The sequence below is a fragment of the Gordonia amicalis NBRC 100051 = JCM 11271 genome (genome assembly GCF_000332995.1).
GTDB lineage: Bacteria > Actinomycetota > Actinomycetes > Mycobacteriales > Mycobacteriaceae > Gordonia > Gordonia amicalis.
The window spans coordinates 1-18,858 of the sequence record NZ_BANS01000064.1 but is presented as its reverse complement, the minus strand read 5'-3'; the positions used below and the strand labels follow the sequence as shown (position 1 = coordinate 18,858).

Genomic DNA, 18,858 nt, shown 5'->3' with positions numbered 1-18,858 from the left:
TCGGCTATGCCAAGGGTGATCCGGCCGGTCGGGAGTTGCCCAACGCCCGCAACGGGTCGAGCCCGAAAACGGTGGCCTCTGAGGCTGGGCCGGTCGAGCTGAACATTCCTCGTGACCGTGACGGGACGTTCACCCCGCGGCTGGTCCCGAAGGGCTCCCGCCGTCTGGGCGGTCTCGATGACATCATCATCTCGCTGTACGCCGGCGGCATGACGTTGCGCGATATCCAACACCATTTGGCCTCCACGATCGGCACCGATCTCTCGCACGAGACGATCTCCAAGATCTGCGACGAGGTCCTCGACGCGGTCGACGAATGGCAGAACCGGCCGCTGGAGCCGTTGTATCCCGTCATCTACCTCGACGCGCTGGTGGTGAAGGTCAAAGACGGCGCCCACGTCCGAAACAAGCACGCCCACATCGCTATTGGCGTCGACATGGCCGGCATCAAGCATGTGCTGGGCATCTGGATACAGGCCGAAGAAGGCGCCAAGTTCTGGGCCGGGGTGTGTGCGAATCTGGCCAACCGCGGCGTCAAGGACGTGCTGATCGTGTGCTGCGATGGGCTCACCGGATTCCCCGAGGCAATCGAGGCGACCTGGCCGCTGGCCACCGTGCAAACCTGTGTGGTGCATCTGATCCGTAACTCGATGCGGTTCGTCAACTACAAAGACCGCAAAGACGTGGCCCGGGCGATCAAACCGATCTACACCGCCCCCGATGCCGAGACCGCTCGGCGTGAGTGGGAGGCTTTCCGGGACTCAGAGCTGGGAGTTAAATATCCGAGTGCGGCACTGGCATTCGACCGCGCGTGGGATCGGTTCATCCCGTTCCTGGCGTTCCCTCCCGAGCTGCGCAAAGTCATCTACACCACGAACTCGATCGAGTCATTGAACTACCAGCTGCGCAAGGTCATCAAGAACCGCGGCCATTTCCCCAACGACATCGCGGTCCGCAAACTGTTGTGGCTGGCCAGGGCGATTGTGAAGTAAATCAGCGGTATGAGTATGTATATCATCATAAGGATAGATACCCATAGGGGTCCTGGCACTAACAAGAACAATAGAAGTAAGGGGAGGACAGGAATTGTCCAACGCATTAAGTATCTTGCGTCGGCCCCTGGTCCTGTTAGGTCATGAAGAACCCAATCCTGCATGTCGTCGGGTAGTCGACCACCCAGGTTGTACCACAACCATTGACGGAAAGATGGCTTCGTCATCTGGTGATGATGACATTTCGGGTCCCGCTCGACGTATCGGTGGTGACCACGGAAGCGCGACGGGCGCGCCAGCCTCCGCGGCGGCGACGTTCCAGATCGCTTTGCCGAACTCCTGCAGAAGGTAGGGGCAGCCGCCGCCGCTGGCGATGACCGAGATGTCTGTCGGTAGCGCCAATCGAATCTGGTTGACAGTCGATGTGACGCAGGAGTCGGCGCGTTTGGTCTGCAAGGTCGGCGGGTTCGTAATCTTAGGTAGCCGTCATCGGGTCTCAACTGGGCGACAAAAGTCTCCGATGTGATGTCATCTGACACTGAGGCCAGGGCCGCCGCTGGGCGGAAGCGAAGGCATGGCATGACACCCCACCTGCGGAAATGTCATAATTACTATTATCGTCTAAAAGTCTGGCTATCGCCAGGCCAGTTTAACGGCTACACTGGACGGCATGACGACAGTGCCACTGGGTGAAGCCAAGGACAAGCTCTCCGCGCTGGTCGACAGCGCCGAAACCACGCACGACATCATCACGATCACCAAGCACGGCAAACCCGCCGCGGTACTGATGTCGGCCGACGATCTCGAATCGCTGCACGAGACGATCTACTGGCTCTCACGTGCCGGTGTCCGCGACGACGTCGCTACCGCCGACGCCGAGTACGCCGCCGGCCACACCGTCTCCATCGACGACCTGCGCGCCGAACACGGCATGCCGCCGAAATGAGCGACGCTCCGACAGACTCGCCCGCCCCGTACCGGGTCGAGGTCGCATCCCCAGCTCGCCGCGACCTTCAACGCCTTCCATCCCGGATCGTCCACGCCGTCATCGAATTCATCTCCGGACCTCTCGCTGGTAACCCGCACCGGCTCAGCAAGCCGCTGCGCAACGACCTCGCCGGCCTCCACAGCGCCCGACGCGGCGACTACCGCGTCCTGCTCCGCATCGACGACCCGAACCACACCATCGTTGTCGTCAGAATCGACCACCGTGCCCACGCCTATCGCACCTAACTGACTGTGGCAATGCATACCTGGACGAAGGAGAGAATGTCGTGAACGACCCCGGGAACACGCTCGATCAGGCTATCGACCAGCTCTACGACCCCATCATCGCTCTGCAACGCCAGGCGCTCGACATCGAGCGCGATTACCGTGACCTCGCCCAACGCGACGATCTTGCCGTCGACACCTCGGCGCACCGACCACGCCCGCCGAAGCGATCGCTAGCATCACCGAAGCCCTCGCATCGCTCCGCGACACGCTCCGCGCTGCCGAAGAACACCAAGCCGCCGCCAAACGCCACGCAGCACGCCTCTACATCGACCGCTAGACCTGTCAGATCTCGACTCAGACCCGCGTCCTCAGCCGGTTGAGTAATCCCGTCGGTTCCTCTGCCGCTCGATGCTCGCCGGCCACAGTTTCCGCTAAGGCCTCCACCGGAACCAGCCCCGGAAGATCGCCGTCGAGTCGCCACGGCGGGCGACTGAACGACGCCCACCACGCCGTGCACAGCCCCGCCGACTGGTCGTCTTCCCAGCGAATACGCAACGTGGACCTCACCACGGTTCCGCCGGTCCGATAAGGAAACTCAAACACCGTCGTATGGCCGACCTCCGCCGCAGGAACAACACATCGGACCTCAGATGTACCCATACCGTCGAATCCCCCTGCCTCCCCAATAGACCCGTTTCCAATCCCCACCCATCCGAGTAATGCCGCTCGACAACCGCCAGACAGCTCGGACACAAGCACAATCACGGCGTGATCCAAAAAGGTTACAGCGCAAAGGGTCACAGCACCCGCGCAAGTTGCTGCTCGCAAGACCATCGACGTCGGGCACCTACAGTAGTGTGGCGACACATGACAATGAAGACGATCACCACTCGGGCTCTGGTCACCGTCGCCGCACTGTCGACACTGCTACTGGCAGTTCCCTTGACGGCATCGGCAGCCCCGGCACCACGACTCGGCGTCCTCGGAGACGACATCTGGGTCATGGGAAACAACGCCTTCTGCCACGGAGCCATCCACGTCGGAATCGACACCAACCCCGCCAAACGAGGCCAGGCCACCATCTCCCTCACCTCACGCGGATTCACCGGCAACCAACCCGCCTGGGGACGCAACCCCTCCTGCAAAATCAACGTCGCGATCGGTTACTGGTCAGGCATCCAGTACCGCGAGAAAATCATACCGATGGACCTCGGCCCGCGACCGCAAGCACCGGTCCGCGTGAACCTTCGCGGAGTCGGAGAGGGCATCAACCTCATGTCCTTCACCACCCACCCCAACCTGAACAAAGGCGTCTCCTACTACGTCCAAATCCCGTAGTTCCCGACACCAAACCCCAGACCTCAACACCCCCGGGCGCCACTGGCATCCGGGGGTGTCGACGTCGCGACGGCCCCTCGTCGTCGAAGCACCCCTGCTTCTGTCCCATGTGCCCGGAGCGCGCCCGGCGGTTCGTCAAGCTCAGCGCCGCCCACCACAGCGCGGCCAGGGTCGCGAGGGCGATCGGGGCGGCGATGAACAGGACCCAGAACCAGCCGACACCTGCTCCGGCGATGACGTACACCGGGTCTGGTGACGCAGGCAGCAGGTAGTCGCGAGCCGGGGACGGCCGGATCAGGAACTGTTGGGCGGCGGGCCAGACCTTCGTGTAGCCCAGGACGCCGGCTACCGCCGCCGCAGTCAGCAGAATCCAGCGCCACCCTTCGGCCGCCTGCTTCTGATCGGCGGCCGACTCACCTGGCACATAGGGGTGGTTGAGTTCGGCGCTGCTGGTGGCGTACGGCCGGCTCGACGGCGCGGGCCCGGCAGAGGTCTTGCCGGGGACAGCCCCCTGCCGGTGGCCATCACGGTCGGTCCTTTCGCTTGGTCGGGGCGGGCGACAGCGGATGCGCGCCGTCGGTCACGGTGAGGCGTGCTCGATCGGGATCACACCGGGGTCTGGCGCCGCGGTGTCAGCAGCCGGCGCCGGTGCCGGGCCGGCGGGATCTCTCCGGCGTCGACGGTCGCATCCACAGCCCCGCCAACGATCAGGCGATGTTGACGGCGCGTCGCTGTCGCTGACGCGGTGATCGCCGTGCGTGGCTGTGTCAGCGGCCTAACGGCGATGGATGCTGCGCAATTGCCAGATCATCGTAGTCATCCTGCAAAGGGGGACGAAAATGGTCGCGCGTCAACGCTGCAGTTAGCAGTCACCGCACCGTGGTGATGCTGAGCTTGCCGTCCGCATGGTAGGCGCGCAGCAGCTTCTTGTCGAACTTCCCTACACTGGTGCGGGGAATCTGCTCGATGAACGTCCACTGTTCGGGAAGCCACCATCGTGGAACCTGTTGGGCCAGCCAGGATTTGATCTCTTGGGGCGCAATGTGGAGTCCATCCTGCAGCACGACCGCAGCGAGGGGGCGTTCCTGCCATTTTGGGTCGGGCACGCCGATTACCGCCGCCTCGAACACGGCTGGGTGCCCGGTCAGGATGTTCTCTAGTTGCACCGATGAAATCCATTCGCCGCCGGATTTGATGACATCCTTGGCACGGTCGGTCAAAGTCAGAAAGCCGTCGGCGTCGATGCGCCCGACATCCCCAGTGCGCAACCAGCCGTCGTGGAATTTGTCGTCGTCGGCACCCTGGTAGTACGCGCCTGTTACCCAGGGCCCGCGGACTTCCAGTTCCCCCACCGCTTGACCGTCGTGCGGCAGCACTGAACCGTCATCGGCGACGAGACGCATCTGGACTCCGCACACGGGGCGGCCTTGGGTCGTTCGCATCTCCTGTGCCCGCTCGGGCGGTGCCGTTGCCGACGGGCGTGCGATGGCGGCCAGCGGCGAGGTTTCGGTCATTCCCCAGGCCTGCAACACCGTGACGCCCAGGCGCTCCTCGAATGCCTCTATCAAGGCGCGCGGCACCGCGGAGCCGCCACAGACCACCAGCCGCAGCGATGAGAAGTCGCAGGTGCCGACGCGTCCCGTATGGGAGAGGACGTCATTCCAGATTGTCGGTACGGCGCCCGCTATGGTCGGGCGCTGCTCGTGCACCATCCGGCTGATCGCGTCGGCCTGCAGGAATCGGTCGGGCATCAGCAGGTCGGCCCCTGCCATCAGCGCTGCGTAGGGCAGCCCTCATGCGTTGGCGTGGAACATCGGCACGATCGGGAAGACGCGATCGCCCTCGCCGACGCCCAGCCCGTTTGTGGTGCATGCGGCCATCGAATGCAGGTATAAGGATCGGTGGCTGTACACCACCCCTTTGGGGTCGCCGGTGGTGCCGCTGGTGTAACACATTGCCGCTGCGGAGGTTTCTTCGACTGTAGGCCAAGGGAACTCGTCACCCTCAGCGGCGAGCAGCTCGTCGTAATGGGCTACTTCGGGCCCGTTGCCGCGCAGCAGCTCGACAGCATCGCCGCCGCCAGTGACCACCACCGCCCGCACCGAGGGCGCATCCGCCAACAGCGGGGCCAGCAGTGGCGTCAGGGACGCGTCGACGATGATGACCGTGTCTTCGGCGTGGTTGACCACGTAGCGGATTTGATCGGCCGAGAGTCGGATATTGATCGTGTGCAGGACAGCACCCATGGCGGGTACCACGCAATAGGCTTCCAGGTGTTCCTGGTTGTTCCACTGGAACGTGGCGACGCGGTCGTCGCCGGTCACACCGAGACGTCGCAGCGCCCAAGGCCAGTTGGGCCGACCGCTGGCCGATCTGCAGGTAGTTTGCAGCGCGAAGGCCCTGTTCGGTGGCGCTGATCACCTGCTTGGCGCCGTGTACGCCGCTAGCATGCGCCAGGATCGAGGCGACCGACAGCGGAGCGGCCTGCATGGTGGAGTGCATCAGCGATTCCGCCCGCCACAAGCCATGTCGACGTTCACAGTTCGAGGTCGCTGCGGCCGTCGGCGGCCAGCATCGCGGTGTAGGTGGGAAAGAGCAGTTTGGCGGTGGGGACGAGCTTGATGACTTTCTGCACCGGGCCCTTGGCGCGGACCTGTCCCTTGGCCATGGCCAGCGACAGGTTCACTTTGCCCTGCCAGAATCGGTTGCCGGTGTCTGCCGACATGAACAACTCGACATCGGGTGTGATGTCGGTGGCGCCGGCGAGCACTGTCGCGTTGGGAAGGTCCACCGTCACAATCGCCTCGGGATCGGTGTAGTTGATTTGCAGCACAACACCCGAGGCGGACAGCTTGGGCCCGATGTCGGGATCTGCTAGGCCCTTCTCGAACACCCCGCCGATGTATTTGTGCACCTCTGCCTCGTCAGTGAAAACGCCCATGGCGGTGATCCTTTCGTGTCGTTGATCGCCAAAGCTGGAAGATCCGGGCTAGTCCAAGCCGATCCACACGGACTTGGTTTGGGTAAAGCCGAGCAGGGACTCCTCGCCAAGATCGCGCCCGTATCCGGACGCCTTGTAGCCACCGAACGGTGCCGCGGGGTCCAAGACGTTGTACAAGTTGACCCACACAGTGCCAGCCTGAAGCTCCCTGGCCACTCGGTGCGCGCGTTTGAGGTCGTCGGTCCACACCCCCGCTGCCAGTCCGTACGCGCTGGCATTGGCCCGGCGCACCGCCTCGGCTTCGTCGTCGAAGGTCAACACCGACAGCACCGGCCCGAAGATCTCCTCGGTGGCGATCGTCATGGCGTCGTCGACGTCGGTGAACATGGCCGGCGTCAAGAAGTGGCCGTGACTCAGTGCGCCGCCGGGTCGCTGGCCGCCGCAGAGCAGGGTGGCGCCTTCCTGGGTGCCGGCGCGCAGGAAACCTTCAACGCGGTCGCGCTGGGTGGCTGAGACCAGGGGCCCCATCTCGGTGCTGTCATCGAGGCCGTGACCGAGCTCGATCGCCCGGGTCGCGGTCTCCAGCTCGGCGAGCAGTTCGTCACGCACGTCGCGGTGAACGAACAGGCGCGACCCTGCACAACACACCTGCCCTTGGTTGAGGAAGATGGCGGCCAGTGCCCCCTGGGCCGCGGCTTTGAGGTCGGCATCCGGGAAGACAATGTTGGCTGATTTGCCACCCAGTTCCAGGGTGAGTTTCTTGATGCTGGGTGCGCTGGCGGTGATTATCCGGCGACCGGTTTCCGTCGAGCCGGTGAACGACACTTTGGCCACCCGGGGGTCTTCGATGAGGGCCTGGCCGGCGGAAGAACCGAGCCCGGTGACCATGTTGAGCACACCCGGAGGTAGTCCTGCCTCGAGAGCGATCTCGATCAGCCGCAATGCGGTCAGCGAGGTGTGCTCTGACGGCTTGAGCACGACCGTGTTGCCGGCGGCCAGGGCGGGCGCCACCTTCCACGACGCGATCAGCAGCGGAAAGTTCCACGGCGCGATCGCGCCGATGACGCCCAGCGGTTCCCGTTGCGTATACACCAGTGCCTCGCCCACCGGTGGTGAGACGGGCAGGGTCTGGCCGCCAAGTTTGGTTGTCCAGCCACCGAAGTAGCGCCAGATTTGACTGACCAATCCGATATCGATGTACAACGATTCCGTCAGCGGTTTGCCGTTGTCGAGCGTCTCGAGAGTGGCGAGTTCCTCGGCATGCGCCTCGATCGCGTCGGCGACGTCGAGCAGTATCCGGCCGCGGGCGGCCGGGCTCAGGCGACGCCAGTGTTCAAATGCCTCGCTCGCCGCGTCGACCGCCCGCGCCACGTCGATCGGACCACCCGCTGCGATGGTGGCCAATACGGCGCCGGTCGCCGGATCGGTGGTCACAGCCTCGGCTCCGTCGGCGGCCCCAAGCTTGTCCGCCCCGATGACGATGCTCGCCGACGCACCACGCAAAAACGTTTGCAGCGTCTCAGGTATGTCGATTGATAGCGTGGTCATCACAATTCCTTTGTTTGCCTGCATGTTTGTTGTAGGTGGGCGCTCTGTGCAGTGTCCGGTGATGACTCACCGGCCTCGGGTCTAACATGGTCACGGCCGGGATTGTCCGACTACGTTCCCCGGAAAAAGACGTCGATACGGCAGGTCTTGGTCACCGACTCTTCGCCAGCGGTGTCCATGTGTTGCGCACGAGTCTCCTGGAGCCGCTACGTTTCCCGGGCTCAGCGCGCGAACCATTCCCGAATCCTCGTCTCGCGAACGGCTAGGTGACCGTCCGAAGGCCCACTCAATAGCGGATGACGCCGCGGATATTTCTGCCCGACCGCATGTCCTCATAACCCTGATTGATGTCCTCCAGGTCGTACTCGGTGGTAATGAGCTCATCGAGCTTCAATTGGCCGAGAGCGTAGAGCTCCAGCAACCGCGGAATATCGTGCTGGCCGTTGGATGAGCCGAATAGCGATCCACGGATCTGCTTTTCATACAAAGTCAGCTCAAGAAGGTTTGTCGTGATAGTGGTTTCCTCCGGGTGTCCGATCGCGGTGACCACGACACGACCCCGCTTACCGATGAGACTCAGTTCTGGGCCCACCTCGGCGCCCTCAGCGACACCGGTGGTGACGATGCAGACATCGGCAAGCCTGCCGCGGGTCAAGTCGCTGATCGCGTTCCACGCCTCATCGATCGATGAGGCGGTATGCGTGGCACCGAACTCATAAGACTTGGCGCGCTTGAACTCAACAGGGTCCACCACCATAATCATGCGGGCACCGGCGATGCGCGCTCCCTGGATCGCGTTCATGCCGATGCCGCCGGCCCCGATGACCACGACGGCGTCTCCCGCCCGCACCTCGCCGGTACGCACTGCACTGCCGAAACCGGTGGTTACCCCGCACCCCACCAATGCAGCGGTATGCAGGGGAATATCGTCATCGATCTTGACCACCGACGCGGCAGGAACGACGGTGTACTCCGAAAACGTTCCGAGCAAACACATTTGACCGACGTCTTCGCCCCGCGCGTGAAAACGGTAGGTTCCGTCGAGTTGCGGTCCCAGCATCACCGCGGCGCCGGAGTCGCAGAGGTTCCCGATGCCGCGGGCACAGTAGGAGCATCGCCCGCAAGCGGGCAAGAACATCATCACGACATGATCGCCCTCGGCGATATCGGCGACATTGGGTCCCACCGCTTCGACAACGCCAGCGCCCTCATGCCCGCCCACCAGAGGGTATGGAAAGGGAAGGTCGCCAGTAACGAGGTGCTCGTCGGAATGGCATAGACCGCTGGCGGCCAACTTGACGAGCACCTCGCCCTCACCGGGCGGATCCAAGTCGATCTGCTCCACCTGCCACTTCTCGTTCTGGCCCCACAGAACCGCAGCCTTCGTCTTCACTATTGATTCCTCACATGTTGAATGTTGTGTGCCCATCATCACAACGACGTGGCGCACACACCAGGGCCACCCGTGCCATCAGTGGCCCACGAGTGCCACGCAGATCGAGCACGCCTCGCGCAGCCTTGCACGGCGCCGCCGCACGGGCGACGCCAGGGCCAAGCAGGCAGGGAGAGGGTCCCCGCCGCCCGGGGGAGTGCTGCGCGACTGGCAGGCAGGTGTCACAGATACGGAAGACTCTCGCCGATCCCGCTGGCCTTGAGCCGCAGCAATGGCGGCGTCACGCTATTTGGCTTCCAGAGTCAGCTGCATGCGACCAGATTCGCGTCGCTCACTAACGCAACTAAAGTTAGGGCGAACGGGCCAGGCGCCGAGCCTGGACATCGCTGATGTCTAGCAACCCGAACTTGCCCGCCAAGGCAGCAGCGCTGATCCGGTTACTTACGCCAAGCTTATTTAGCAGCGTGGCCACCATGCGCTTGGCGGTTCGTTCCGAGACCAGCAATCGGTCGGCCATCTCCGCGTTCTCCAGCCCTGCCGCCAGCAACGTCCACAACTTCAGGTCCTGATCGGACAAATGCTCTAGCACTTCACTTGGGGGTCGGCGGGTCTGGGTCAGGAGGTCATCGAGGACGGCGCCATCGACAACCCGCATGCCTTCGGCGATCGTCCACAGAGGACCTGCCAGCGCTTCGGGCCGTGCGGTCTTGGGCAGGAAGCCGTCGGCTCCGGCACGCAACGCTTCTTCGGCCAGGTCGAGATCATCGGTGCCCGACAGCGCGAGGATCCGGGTCGTGGGGCTACGGCCCTTGATGTGGCGGATCGCAGCCAGTCCTCCCAGCGGGGGCATGGTCAGATCAACGATCGCGACGTCAGCGGCGCAGTCCGCGACGAGGTCGGCCGCCTCCTCGACATAGCTGGTTTGGCCCCCCACGGTGAAGACGTCCCCCCATTCGCGGGTGAGCAGCAAGGCTAGTCCCTGCGCAAACAGTTCGTGGTCATCGACGATAGCCACGACGATCCCCTTCCGGCCGCCGCTAGGCTTCATTGTTACGATGTTAGCCGCACCCCAGGATAAGGTCGATGAGACTGCATAACCGGGTCACCGCATTTGTCGACGGTGACGAATACGGACTGGCCCGCGTTGTGGTGGCAGTCCGGATGGCGGTAGTGGCGTCAGTCGGGGTGCTGGTGCTTGTGGGACCCGCCTGGGTTCGCCAGCACGTGCCCGCGGCTGTGGGCATTCTGATTGCGGCGACGGTGTACGCAATGGTGCTGCTGGCCAACCCGAAATTCGAGGCGCGCCGCACCCGGTACTCCTGGGCGGTCGCCCTGGCTGACAGTGCCATCACCCTTGCCTGGATCGCCGTCACCGGTGGACCGCATAGCCCGGTGGTGGCGGTACTTCCCCTGGTCGTTATCGCATCGGCGGCCCGGCTGTCATTCATCGAGACTCTGCTGTTATCGACGCTTTTGGGTCTGGCGTACACCGCTGTGATCGTGCCCTCTTCATCGACGCCAGCAACGGCGCTCAGCCCTTGGGCCCAGGCCAGCTGGTGGGCGCTGTATCTGTTGTTCGCGGCGGTTCTCACCGCGGGCCTGTCCACTTTGGCGGAGCGCGAACACCGCTCCAGACTGCGCGCTCTGGTCGAAGCCGAGACCCAGCACGCCGCGGCCGAGGAGGAACGCGATCTGCGCTCACGGCTGCTCACCTCTTACCAGTCCCAACAGGACGGGCTGCAGGTGCTGGTGCACGAGTTCCGCACCCCCATCGCCTCGCTGGAGGCACTGCTCGATGCACTGGCCGGCATCTCACCGATGACGGACGCCGACCGCAGCACCAGCCTGCAGCTGGCCAGCCGGCACACCCGCCATGTCGTCGACATGCTCGACGCACTCTCCGACGTCGCGCTGAGCCGACGCCCCACCTTTTCTGGGGGCAGGGTACGCCAAGTCGACGTCGCGGATATCGTCACCGCAGCAGCCGATGCGGTAGGCCTCACTGCGCCACGCCTACAGCTTGCGATGACCGCCGACCTGAGTGCTGTCGCGATCAACGCCCAGGGATTGCGTCGGGTGCTGACCAACCTGCTCGAAAACGCGGCCCGCCACGGCCGCGGCGCCCCGGTCGACGTCACGTGCAGTCGACACGGCAACGACCTCGTCATCGCCGTCGCCGACCGTGGCCCCGGAATCCCCGACGAGGATCTGGGAGAGCTGACAGCAAAGTACGTCAGTGCCGGCGGTCAGCGCGGCACCGCCGGTCTGGGACTGTGGATTGTGCAGCAGATCACCGACGCAATGGGCGGTCGGGTGAATTTCGCCGCTCGCGCTGGTGGTGGGCTCGTCGCGACCTTCCGTGTTCCGCTCATCACCGCGCCGCAACCAGACCCGCCCCCCGCTCCGCGCTGGTAGTCCGGACAACTTTCCGCGGGCCTCGTCGGCCAGTTGTCGGCGCCGCCAACGGCACGCAGCCCACTGGCCCACGCTGGCGTGATCGATCATGGGAACGAAAGGGGCGGCAGTCACCATCGCAATCTCGATTCGCAACGTCCGGCGCAGCATGACGAATCGGCTCCAGCCCGTCTGCGTGTGCACCGGATTGCCCGGCAGGAACTTCGCCGATCGGCGGTAGCTCGAACGTCCGGTGCGGCTCACGTCCGCATCCGGCCTCTTCCAGACGTGGCCCGCAGGGGTCATGACGTGGCCCGCGGGCCACTTGTCGTCGGCCTCGCCACCTATCACTCTTGATCGTGTTGAGGGTCACATTAGGCCGCGCGGGGTGCACGTCGAGGTGGAACGGCTCGGCGCGCAAAACGGTTGGGGCGAGATATGTTTCCGCTCATGCGCCCATTTTTCTGTAGAGCACCAGGTTGAGAAGGGACCAACATGACCGAAATGACGGTTGCCGCCAGCGACGCGACGAACGCAGCGTACGGGATGGCCTTGGAGGACATCGATGTGAGCAATCCCGTGCTGTTCCGGGACAACACCTGGCATCCCTATTTCAAACGCCTGCGCGAAGAGGATCCGGTTCACTACTGCAAGAGCAGCATGTTCGGCCCCTACTGGTCGGTGACCAAGTACCGCGACATCATGGCAGTCGAGACCAACCCGAAGGTGTTCTCGTCGGAGGCTAAAAGTGGCGGCATCACCATCATGGACGACAACGCCGCAGCATCGCTTCCCATGTTCATCGCCATGGATCCACCGAAACACGATGTCCAGCGAAAGACCGTGAGCCCCATCGTGGCGCCCGAAAACCTTGCCACCATGGAATCGGTGATTCGCCAGCGCACCGCGGACCTCCTCGACGGATTGCCGATCAATGAAGAGTTCGACTGGGTGCATCGGGTGTCGATCGACTTGACCACCAAGATGCTGGCGACGCTGTTCGATTTTCCCTGGGACGACCGCGCCAAGTTGACGCGCTGGTCGGACGTCACCACGGCGTTGCCCGGTGGCGGGATCATCGATTCTGAAGAACAGCGCATGGCCGAGCTGATGGAGTGCGCGACGTATTTCACCGAGCTGTGGAACCAGCGCGTGAATGCCGAACCCAAGAACGATCTCATCTCGATGATGGCCCATTCGGAGTCAACACGACACATGGCGCCCGAGGAATATCTGGGAAACGTCGTGCTGCTGATCGTCGGCGGCAACGACACCACCCGCAACTCGATGACGGGCGGTGTGTTGGCCCTGAACGAATTTCCCGACGAATACCGCAAACTGTCCGCCAACCCGGCGTTGATCAGCTCTATGGTGTCGGAGATCATCCGGTGGCAAACACCTCTTTCGCACATGCGTCGTACCGCACTGGAAGACATCGAGTTCGGCGGCAAGCACATCCGCCAGGGCGACAAAGTCGTGATGTGGTACGTGTCCGGCAACCGGGACCCCGAGGCCATCGACAATCCCGACACATTCATCATCGATCGCGCCAAGCCCCGCCAGCACTTGTCCTTCGGGTTCGGCATCCACCGCTGCGTCGGCAACAGACTCGCCGAACTACAGCTCAACATCCTGTGGGAAGAAATCCTCAAACGGTGGCCGGACCCACTGCAGATCCAAGTTCTTCAAGAACCGACCCGCGTGCTCTCACCGTTCGTCAAGGGCTACGAATCGCTGCCCGTGCGCATCAACGCCTGATGATCCACACCTGCGTGACCGAAGCCGTTGTGGTGGTCGGTGCCGGCCAGGCTGGCGCACAGTTGCCAGACAAGCGCACCTAGCATCTACGCAGCTGGTGACTGCACCCAGTACCCGAGCCCCATATACGGCCGACCAATTCACCTCGAGTCGGTGCACAACGCCATCGAACAGGCCAAAACGGCCGCCGCAGCGATCCTCGGCAGAGACGAGCCGTTCCGTCAAGTCCCCTGGTTCTGGTCAGACCAGTACAACATCAAACTACAGACGGCCGGCGTCAACGAAGGCTACGACGACGTGATCATCCGGGGTGATCCGGCCTCAGCATCGTTTGCAGCCTTCTACCTGCGCGCCGGGAAACTGCTGGCCGTCGATGCAATCAACCGGCCGCGCGAATTCATGGCGTCGAAAACCCTTATCGCCGAACGCGCAGAGGTAGACCCGACGCAACTCGCCGACGAGAGCCTCCCCCTCACAGCCCTTGCGGCGGCGGTCAAAGCCCCCACCCGCGCAACATCCCCAACCTCCCTCTAACCCACTGATAAAGGAATCGAAATGCCGAAGATCACCTACATCGACTACACCGGTACGAGCCGCTGCGTTGACGCCGAAGACGGCATGTCACTGATGGAAATCGCCGTCAATAACAACGTGCCAGGCATCGACGGGGACTGCGGCGGGGAGTGCGCATGCGCGACATGCCATGTGCACGTCGATGCAGACTGGTTGGACAAACTGCCGCCCAGCAGCGACCAAGAGGTGTCAATGCTGGAATTCTGTGATGGCGTAGACCACACATCCCGACTCGGCTGCCAAATCAGAATCTGCCCGACTTTGGATGGCATCCTCGTACGGACACCAGCTGCACAACACTAGCTACCCCGACCCGAGACCGCAGCTACACACGTTATCGAGACAGTCCCTCCCTGATTGGACGGTTCGTTGCCGCTCGACGAGCTTCTCGGCGACTACTTCATCCGTGATCTCCACACGCAGTTATTCGGGCCGATCTGGCAGTGGGGCGGGCGCGTCAGCTCGAACTCAACATCGGGGTCGCTCCCGAACTCATCGCCGTCGAGTTGCGCAACACGCTCGACTCCATTGCCTGGCGGTGGGAGCACACCGACGACTGGACTCCCCGCCAGTTGGGGATCGCGGTCCATGCCGAGACGGTTCGCATACACCCCTTCGTTGACGGAAACGGCCGCACAACAAGGCTTCTCGCTGACCTCGTGTTCGCCGCGGCCCAAGACCCCACCGTGGAGCAGTACGACTGGGATCTGGACAAGCAGCACTACATCGGGCTGCTGCGTGCGTTCGACGTGCATCGGGATGTGACGGACCTCGCGGCGTTCGTCGGGGTTGAGCAGTTCGACACGCAGGAGCCTTGAGGCGATTCGGTCATCGGCCCCGGGTCATCGAATTCAGTTGCGCATGTTGGCGAATGGGCGCATTCCGTGGTGGGCGCGGAACCGGACGATCATGTCTGTTTCGGTCGCGGCCGCCTCGGCGTCGTCGGTGACGCGCCATCCGACGAGGAGGCCGGCGTGGTCGGCCAGCTGCCATATCCGTCGGCCCCCGGAGTGGCCGACCGGTTCACCGGCGCCGAACCGGCGGAATTCGTCGAGCCGTTTACGCAGCCCGCGGCGTCCGGCGCTACCCGCATTGGCCTTACCGATGTAGACGATGCGGGTGCCGGGCACCCACAGCGCCTGCAGATCGGCGACGGGCTCGGTGGGGTCTTTGCCCTTGAAGTGGCCGGCGGGGGAGGCGTCGAGGAATGCGGGGGGATCGTCGGTCGGTCGCACGATGACGTAGACGCCGGGCTCGGTGGGGACGTCGGCGGTGGGCAGCGTGGCGAACGGCACCCACCCGGTGAAGGCGTCCAGATCGATCGGTTCAGTGGTCACGGCAGCTCCTGGTGCATTCGTCGAGCAGTTCGGTGTCAGCGGCGCCGGCGGCGTTCGGTATCGAGGTCGACGAGGCCCGGGCGGCCGACGTCGGCGATACCTTCTCGGCCCGCGGCCGCGACGATGCTGGCGCCCTGGTGCTCGGCGACTGCCGCGGCGATCCGGTCGGGGGTGGTGATGATCGCGTCGTCGGTCAGGTAGACCTTGGCAGCTTGGCGGCCGATGCGCATGAGGCGAGCTACGTGGTCCACGTCGTCGGAGATGTCCTGGCGGGCGACGTCCTCGCTGACGGTCAGTCCGTGTCGGTCAGCGAGCAGTTTGACGAGCAGGGCCGCGCGGTCGTCAAGCCACGGTGAGCGACGGGCCTTGCTCATCTCGGCACTGGGCGTCGACGTTGGGCTGCCATGCCGGAACCGTACCGGCCAGCCGCCGCCCGTCACTGCCGTTCGGAGTGAGCAGTGTGAGGGCCACGGCGCACTAAAATCGCGGGGTCGAGGGGCGCTGCAATGCGGGTCGCACTGTCACACCCGGGGGGGGGGGGCATCATCGCCCCGGAACAGTTGACCTGATCGGGCGCAGTGGAGGGGATCGCATGGCCGAAGACGCCGAAGAGTTGCAGCGACTGCTCAAGCAGGTCCGCGCCACGATCAAGGAACGCACCGATCTCGAACAGCGGTTCGCCAACCCGCAAGCGCTGCGGTCGGCGACGGAGCATTTCTCGAATCTAGATCTGCAGGCATGTTCTTGTGAATATCAACCAGATTCTTCAAACGTTCGTGCGGTGTCTTTTTGGCGTTCCGGGTCGCAACAATCGCGGTAACTCCGGCAATGATGAGAGGCATTAGCACAAACCTAAGCCAATCTCCCCAGGTGAAAAGCCATGTGAAGAGCATGGCGGACAAAAACTGCAACTACTAGAGCTGCCGCGACACCAAGCCCTACCGAACCCGCGTCGCTCCCGCACAATCACCTTTACGTTGGAGTACGTCCGGGGCGGTCGCCCTGGGCGCTCGTCCGCGGTTCGGGGCGTGGCTCGACAATTACCTGTTGCCCTTGGTGGCTCGGCGGGGAAGGCCACCCTGGGCCGTGACGGGTTGTTTCGGCCGCTGATTGAGATGTGTTCGCGAGCGTGTCGCTGTGTAAAGGTGTGCCGGCGAAACCGCCCTGACGAGCCAGACGCATACGGAAGGGGCAGTATGGACGAAACCGTCTGGGTAGGAATCGATGTCGGTCGACATGAGCACCACGCCGCCGCGGTCGACGAGGCGGGAGTGGTGCTGTGGTCTCGGCGGCTTCCCAACGATCAGCCGGCGATCGAAGCGCTCGTAGACCGGGTCGCTGACATGAAATTGGTGGTGTGGGCGATCGACATGACTGCACCGGAGTCCGCGCTGCTGCGGGGTGTGCTGGCCGCACGGCGCCAGCACATCCGCTATGTGCCCGGCCGGGTCGTGCACAGCATGACCGGCGCCTTCGCCGGCGAAGGTAAGACCGATGCCCGCGACGCGGTCGTGATCGCCCAGACAGTCCGCCTACGTGGCGATCTCGCGACGATTACCGTGCCCGACGACGTCGCGATCGAACTCGATCTGCTGACCGGACATCGCAACGAGCTCGTCGCTGAACGTACCCGAGGCATCAACCGCCTGCGCGGTCTACTGACCCGCATCTTCCCTGCACTAGAACGGTGTTTCGACTACTCGACACTGACCGGTCTGGCGTTCCTCACCCGCTTCGCCACACCGGCGGCGATCGCTGTGGCCTCCGACGAGGAGATTTACGATCACCTCCGCGGTCACGGCGTCCGCCGCCCGACGATCCCGAAGATGATCACCAAGGCGCGTGTCGCGGTGGCCGCGCAGACCGTCACCCTGCCTGGCGAGGCGACCACGGCACTGCTGCTGCAGCAGGCAGCGGCCTCCCTGATGGCGCTCACTCGTCAGATTGCCGAGCTGGACAAACAGATCACCGAGGTGTTCCGCCGCCACCGTCACGCACGGATTCTCGAATCCGTGCCAGGCATCGGCACCCGAAGCGGCGCCGAAGTAGTCGCGATCACCGGTGGCGACCTCACTTCGTTCGGCTCGGCCGCCAAACTCGCCGCCTACGCCGGTCTTGCTCCAGTACCGCACGACTCCGGAAACCGTCGTGGCACCCTGCGCAGACCCCAGCGCTACCACCGAGGGCTACGGAAGGTGTTCTACATGGCCGCGCTTAACAGCTCCCAACGCGACGGCCCATCTCGGGAGTTCTACCAGCGCAAACGACGCGAGAAACGTTCCCACGTCCACGCGCTCATCGCGCTAGCTGTACTGACCCGAGAGGTTGGGTACGCGGCTGGCTGGTGGTTGTCCTCCGAGTGCTGTGTGACCGCGGTGGTGATTGTAGTGATGCAGCCAGATCGGGAACTGTGCGCAGCGTTCGGTATCGCTGGTGTAGAGCCGGTCGTAGGCCCATTCGTCGGCCAGGGTGCGGTGAAACCGTTCGACCTTGCCGTTGGTTTGCGGCCGATACGGCCGGGTTCGACGGTGGATGATCGATGGCCCGAGCGCGCCGGCGAATACATGCGACTTGTAGCAGGAACCGTTGTCGGTCAACACTTTCCGCACCTCGATACCGCACTCGGCGAACCACTGCTGGGCGCGCAGCCAGAACTGAGCGGCGGTCTCTTTGCGTTCATCGGTCAGGATCTCCGAGTACGCCAACCGTGAGTGGGCATCGATGGCGGTGTGCAGGAAGTGATAGCCGCGCACGGGGTTGCGGTACTTGTTCTGCTTGCCGCTGCTCTTGTCGGCTCGGCTGTTACGGCGTCCGGCGGTGCGGCCGAGTTTGCGCCAGCCACCGCCGGCAGGGATCTTGCCGAGTTTCTTGACGTCGACATGCACCAACTCACCCGGCTGATCAGCGGTAATACGGCGGATCACGCGCCCGGTCGGACGGTCCAGCCAGCGCAAACGAGCCAGGCCGTAGCGGGACAGCACCCGGTGCACAGTGGAAGGGTTCAGACCGAGTAGGTAGGCGATTCGGGCTGGTCCCCAGCGGCGTAGGACGCGGACTTTGATGATGCGTCGTTCGGTGCGGGTCGGTGTGCGATTGGGGCTGCAATGCGGGCGGCTGCTGCAATCGACCATCCCGGCCGGCCCGTGTTCGCGGTAGCGGCGGGCCCAGCGTTGGGCGGTGGTCGGGGCGACCTGAAAGCGTTCAGCGGCACGGCGAATCGACCAACCATCCTCCACGACACGTCGAGCAAGACGTAGGCGACCCAGTTCGGTCAGTGGGGCGTTACGGTGGGACACGAAGACCTCCGAGTTGAGCGGTGCTTACCTAGGCAGTTCGCACTTCCTCGGAGGTCTTCGTCATGTCATCCCG

Annotated in this window: 18 protein-coding genes and 3 pseudogenes; 11 read left to right on the top strand and 10 right to left on the bottom strand. The window is 63.8% G+C overall.

The genetic code is table 11. From position 1 onward, the window contains the following. Positions 1-974: pseudogene (locus GOAMI_RS21720) on the top strand (IS256 family transposase); the annotation flags it as partial. Here GOAMI_RS21720 and GOAMI_RS23255 read toward each other — a convergent pair. Next, the gene (locus GOAMI_RS23255; RefSeq protein ID WP_232513111.1) at positions 896-1,156 is read right to left on the bottom strand and encodes a DUF5313 family protein; all 261 of its coding nucleotides are present in this window, start codon (positions 1,154-1,156) and stop codon (positions 896-898) included. The pseudogene GOAMI_RS21720 and the gene GOAMI_RS23255 overlap by 79 nt on opposite strands. 506 nt (positions 1,157-1,662) lie before the next feature. On the opposite strand from GOAMI_RS23255, the gene GOAMI_RS21715 reads away from it, so the two are divergent. Continuing rightward, positions 1,663-1,938, top strand: a complete 276-nt coding sequence (locus GOAMI_RS21715; RefSeq protein ID WP_006438783.1) for a type II toxin-antitoxin system Phd/YefM family antitoxin — start codon at positions 1,663-1,665, stop codon at positions 1,936-1,938. Beyond that, positions 1,935-2,225 carry a type II toxin-antitoxin system RelE family toxin gene (locus GOAMI_RS21710; protein ID WP_006438782.1) on the top strand — a complete coding sequence of 97 codons (291 nt, stop codon included), beginning with the start codon at positions 1,935-1,937 and terminating at the stop codon, positions 2,223-2,225. Before GOAMI_RS21715 ends, GOAMI_RS21710 begins: the two co-directional genes overlap by 4 nt. Here GOAMI_RS21710 and GOAMI_RS23285 read toward each other — a convergent pair. Further along, complete coding sequence (locus GOAMI_RS23285) at positions 2,222-2,413, bottom strand: hypothetical protein (RefSeq protein ID WP_006438781.1); 192 nt, start codon at positions 2,411-2,413, stop codon at positions 2,222-2,224. The two genes, GOAMI_RS21710 and GOAMI_RS23285, sit on opposite strands and share 4 nt — an antisense overlap. Before the next feature lie 661 nt (positions 2,414-3,074). Between GOAMI_RS23285 and GOAMI_RS21700 the strand changes: the two genes are divergently transcribed. Next, complete coding sequence (locus tag GOAMI_RS21700; protein ID WP_006438780.1) at positions 3,075-3,545, top strand: hypothetical protein; 471 nt, start codon at positions 3,075-3,077, stop codon at positions 3,543-3,545. An 869-nt stretch (positions 3,546-4,414) separates the two neighbouring features. Here GOAMI_RS21700 and GOAMI_RS21695 read toward each other — a convergent pair. The 5 genes and pseudogenes from GOAMI_RS21695 to GOAMI_RS21675 all read right to left on the bottom strand — a co-directional run bounded on the left by GOAMI_RS21695 (position 4,415) and on the right by GOAMI_RS21675 (position 10,475). Then, positions 4,415-6,047 (bottom strand): annotated as a pseudogene (locus tag GOAMI_RS21695) (long-chain fatty acid--CoA ligase). A 34-nt stretch (positions 6,048-6,081) separates the two neighbouring features. Then, positions 6,082-6,486 (bottom strand): SCP2 sterol-binding domain-containing protein, encoded by a 405-nt coding sequence (locus tag GOAMI_RS21690; protein ID WP_006438776.1) that lies wholly within the window; start codon positions 6,484-6,486, stop codon positions 6,082-6,084. A gap of 48 nt (positions 6,487-6,534) precedes the next feature. Further along, positions 6,535-8,034 (bottom strand): aldehyde dehydrogenase family protein, encoded by a 1,500-nt coding sequence (locus GOAMI_RS21685; protein WP_006438775.1) that lies wholly within the window; start codon positions 8,032-8,034, stop codon positions 6,535-6,537. 286 nt (positions 8,035-8,320) lie between these two features. Beyond that, positions 8,321-9,427, bottom strand: a complete 1,107-nt coding sequence (locus GOAMI_RS21680; RefSeq protein ID WP_006438774.1) for an NDMA-dependent alcohol dehydrogenase — start codon at positions 9,425-9,427, stop codon at positions 8,321-8,323. Between the two features lie 349 nt (positions 9,428-9,776). Continuing rightward, the gene (locus tag GOAMI_RS21675) at positions 9,777-10,475 is read right to left on the bottom strand and encodes a response regulator (protein ID WP_006438773.1); all 699 of its coding nucleotides are present in this window, start codon (positions 10,473-10,475) and stop codon (positions 9,777-9,779) included. Between the two features lie 35 nt (positions 10,476-10,510). Here GOAMI_RS21675 and GOAMI_RS21670 point away from each other — a divergent pair, with 35 nt between their 5' ends. From GOAMI_RS21670 to GOAMI_RS22810, 5 genes are all read left to right on the top strand, one after another. Further along, entirely contained in the window at positions 10,511-11,842 is a 1,332-nt protein-coding gene (locus GOAMI_RS21670; protein WP_006438772.1) for a sensor histidine kinase, read from the top strand. A gap of 474 nt (positions 11,843-12,316) precedes the next feature. After that, the gene (locus tag GOAMI_RS21665; RefSeq protein ID WP_006438771.1) at positions 12,317-13,579 is read left to right on the top strand and encodes a cytochrome P450; all 1,263 of its coding nucleotides are present in this window, start codon (positions 12,317-12,319) and stop codon (positions 13,577-13,579) included. Between the two features lie 153 nt (positions 13,580-13,732). Continuing rightward, entirely contained in the window at positions 13,733-14,113 is a 381-nt protein-coding gene (locus GOAMI_RS21660) for an oxidoreductase C-terminal domain-containing protein (protein WP_024498990.1), read from the top strand. A gap of 21 nt (positions 14,114-14,134) precedes the next feature. Continuing rightward, complete coding sequence (locus GOAMI_RS22815; RefSeq protein WP_006438769.1) at positions 14,135-14,455, top strand: 2Fe-2S iron-sulfur cluster-binding protein; 321 nt, start codon at positions 14,135-14,137, stop codon at positions 14,453-14,455. A 140-nt stretch (positions 14,456-14,595) separates the two neighbouring features. Next, positions 14,596-14,970, top strand: a complete 375-nt coding sequence (locus GOAMI_RS22810; RefSeq protein WP_006438768.1) for a Fic family protein — start codon at positions 14,596-14,598, stop codon at positions 14,968-14,970. Between the two features lie 33 nt (positions 14,971-15,003). On the opposite strand, the gene GOAMI_RS21650 is transcribed toward GOAMI_RS22810, so the two are convergent. Then, positions 15,004-15,489 (bottom strand): hypothetical protein, encoded by a 486-nt coding sequence (locus GOAMI_RS21650; protein WP_006438767.1) that lies wholly within the window; start codon positions 15,487-15,489, stop codon positions 15,004-15,006. Between the two features lie 35 nt (positions 15,490-15,524). Further along, complete coding sequence (locus tag GOAMI_RS21645) at positions 15,525-15,863, bottom strand: hypothetical protein (protein ID WP_006438766.1); 339 nt, start codon at positions 15,861-15,863, stop codon at positions 15,525-15,527. Positions 15,864-16,081: 218 nt separating this feature from the next. On the opposite strand from GOAMI_RS21645, the gene GOAMI_RS23125 reads away from it, so the two are divergent. Together GOAMI_RS23125 and GOAMI_RS21635 are read left to right on the top strand one after the other, a co-directional pair. Continuing rightward, positions 16,082-16,309 (top strand): hypothetical protein, encoded by a 228-nt coding sequence (locus GOAMI_RS23125; RefSeq protein ID WP_006438765.1) that lies wholly within the window; start codon positions 16,082-16,084, stop codon positions 16,307-16,309. Between the two features lie 376 nt (positions 16,310-16,685). Beyond that, positions 16,686-17,798: pseudogene (locus GOAMI_RS21635) on the top strand (IS110 family RNA-guided transposase); the annotation flags it as partial. Here GOAMI_RS21635 and GOAMI_RS22805 read toward each other — a convergent pair. Then, positions 17,793-18,785 (bottom strand): IS481 family transposase, encoded by a 993-nt coding sequence (locus tag GOAMI_RS22805; protein WP_081598289.1) that lies wholly within the window; start codon positions 18,783-18,785, stop codon positions 17,793-17,795. The pseudogene GOAMI_RS21635 and the gene GOAMI_RS22805 overlap by 6 nt on opposite strands. Between the last annotated feature and the right edge of the window lie 73 nt (positions 18,786-18,858).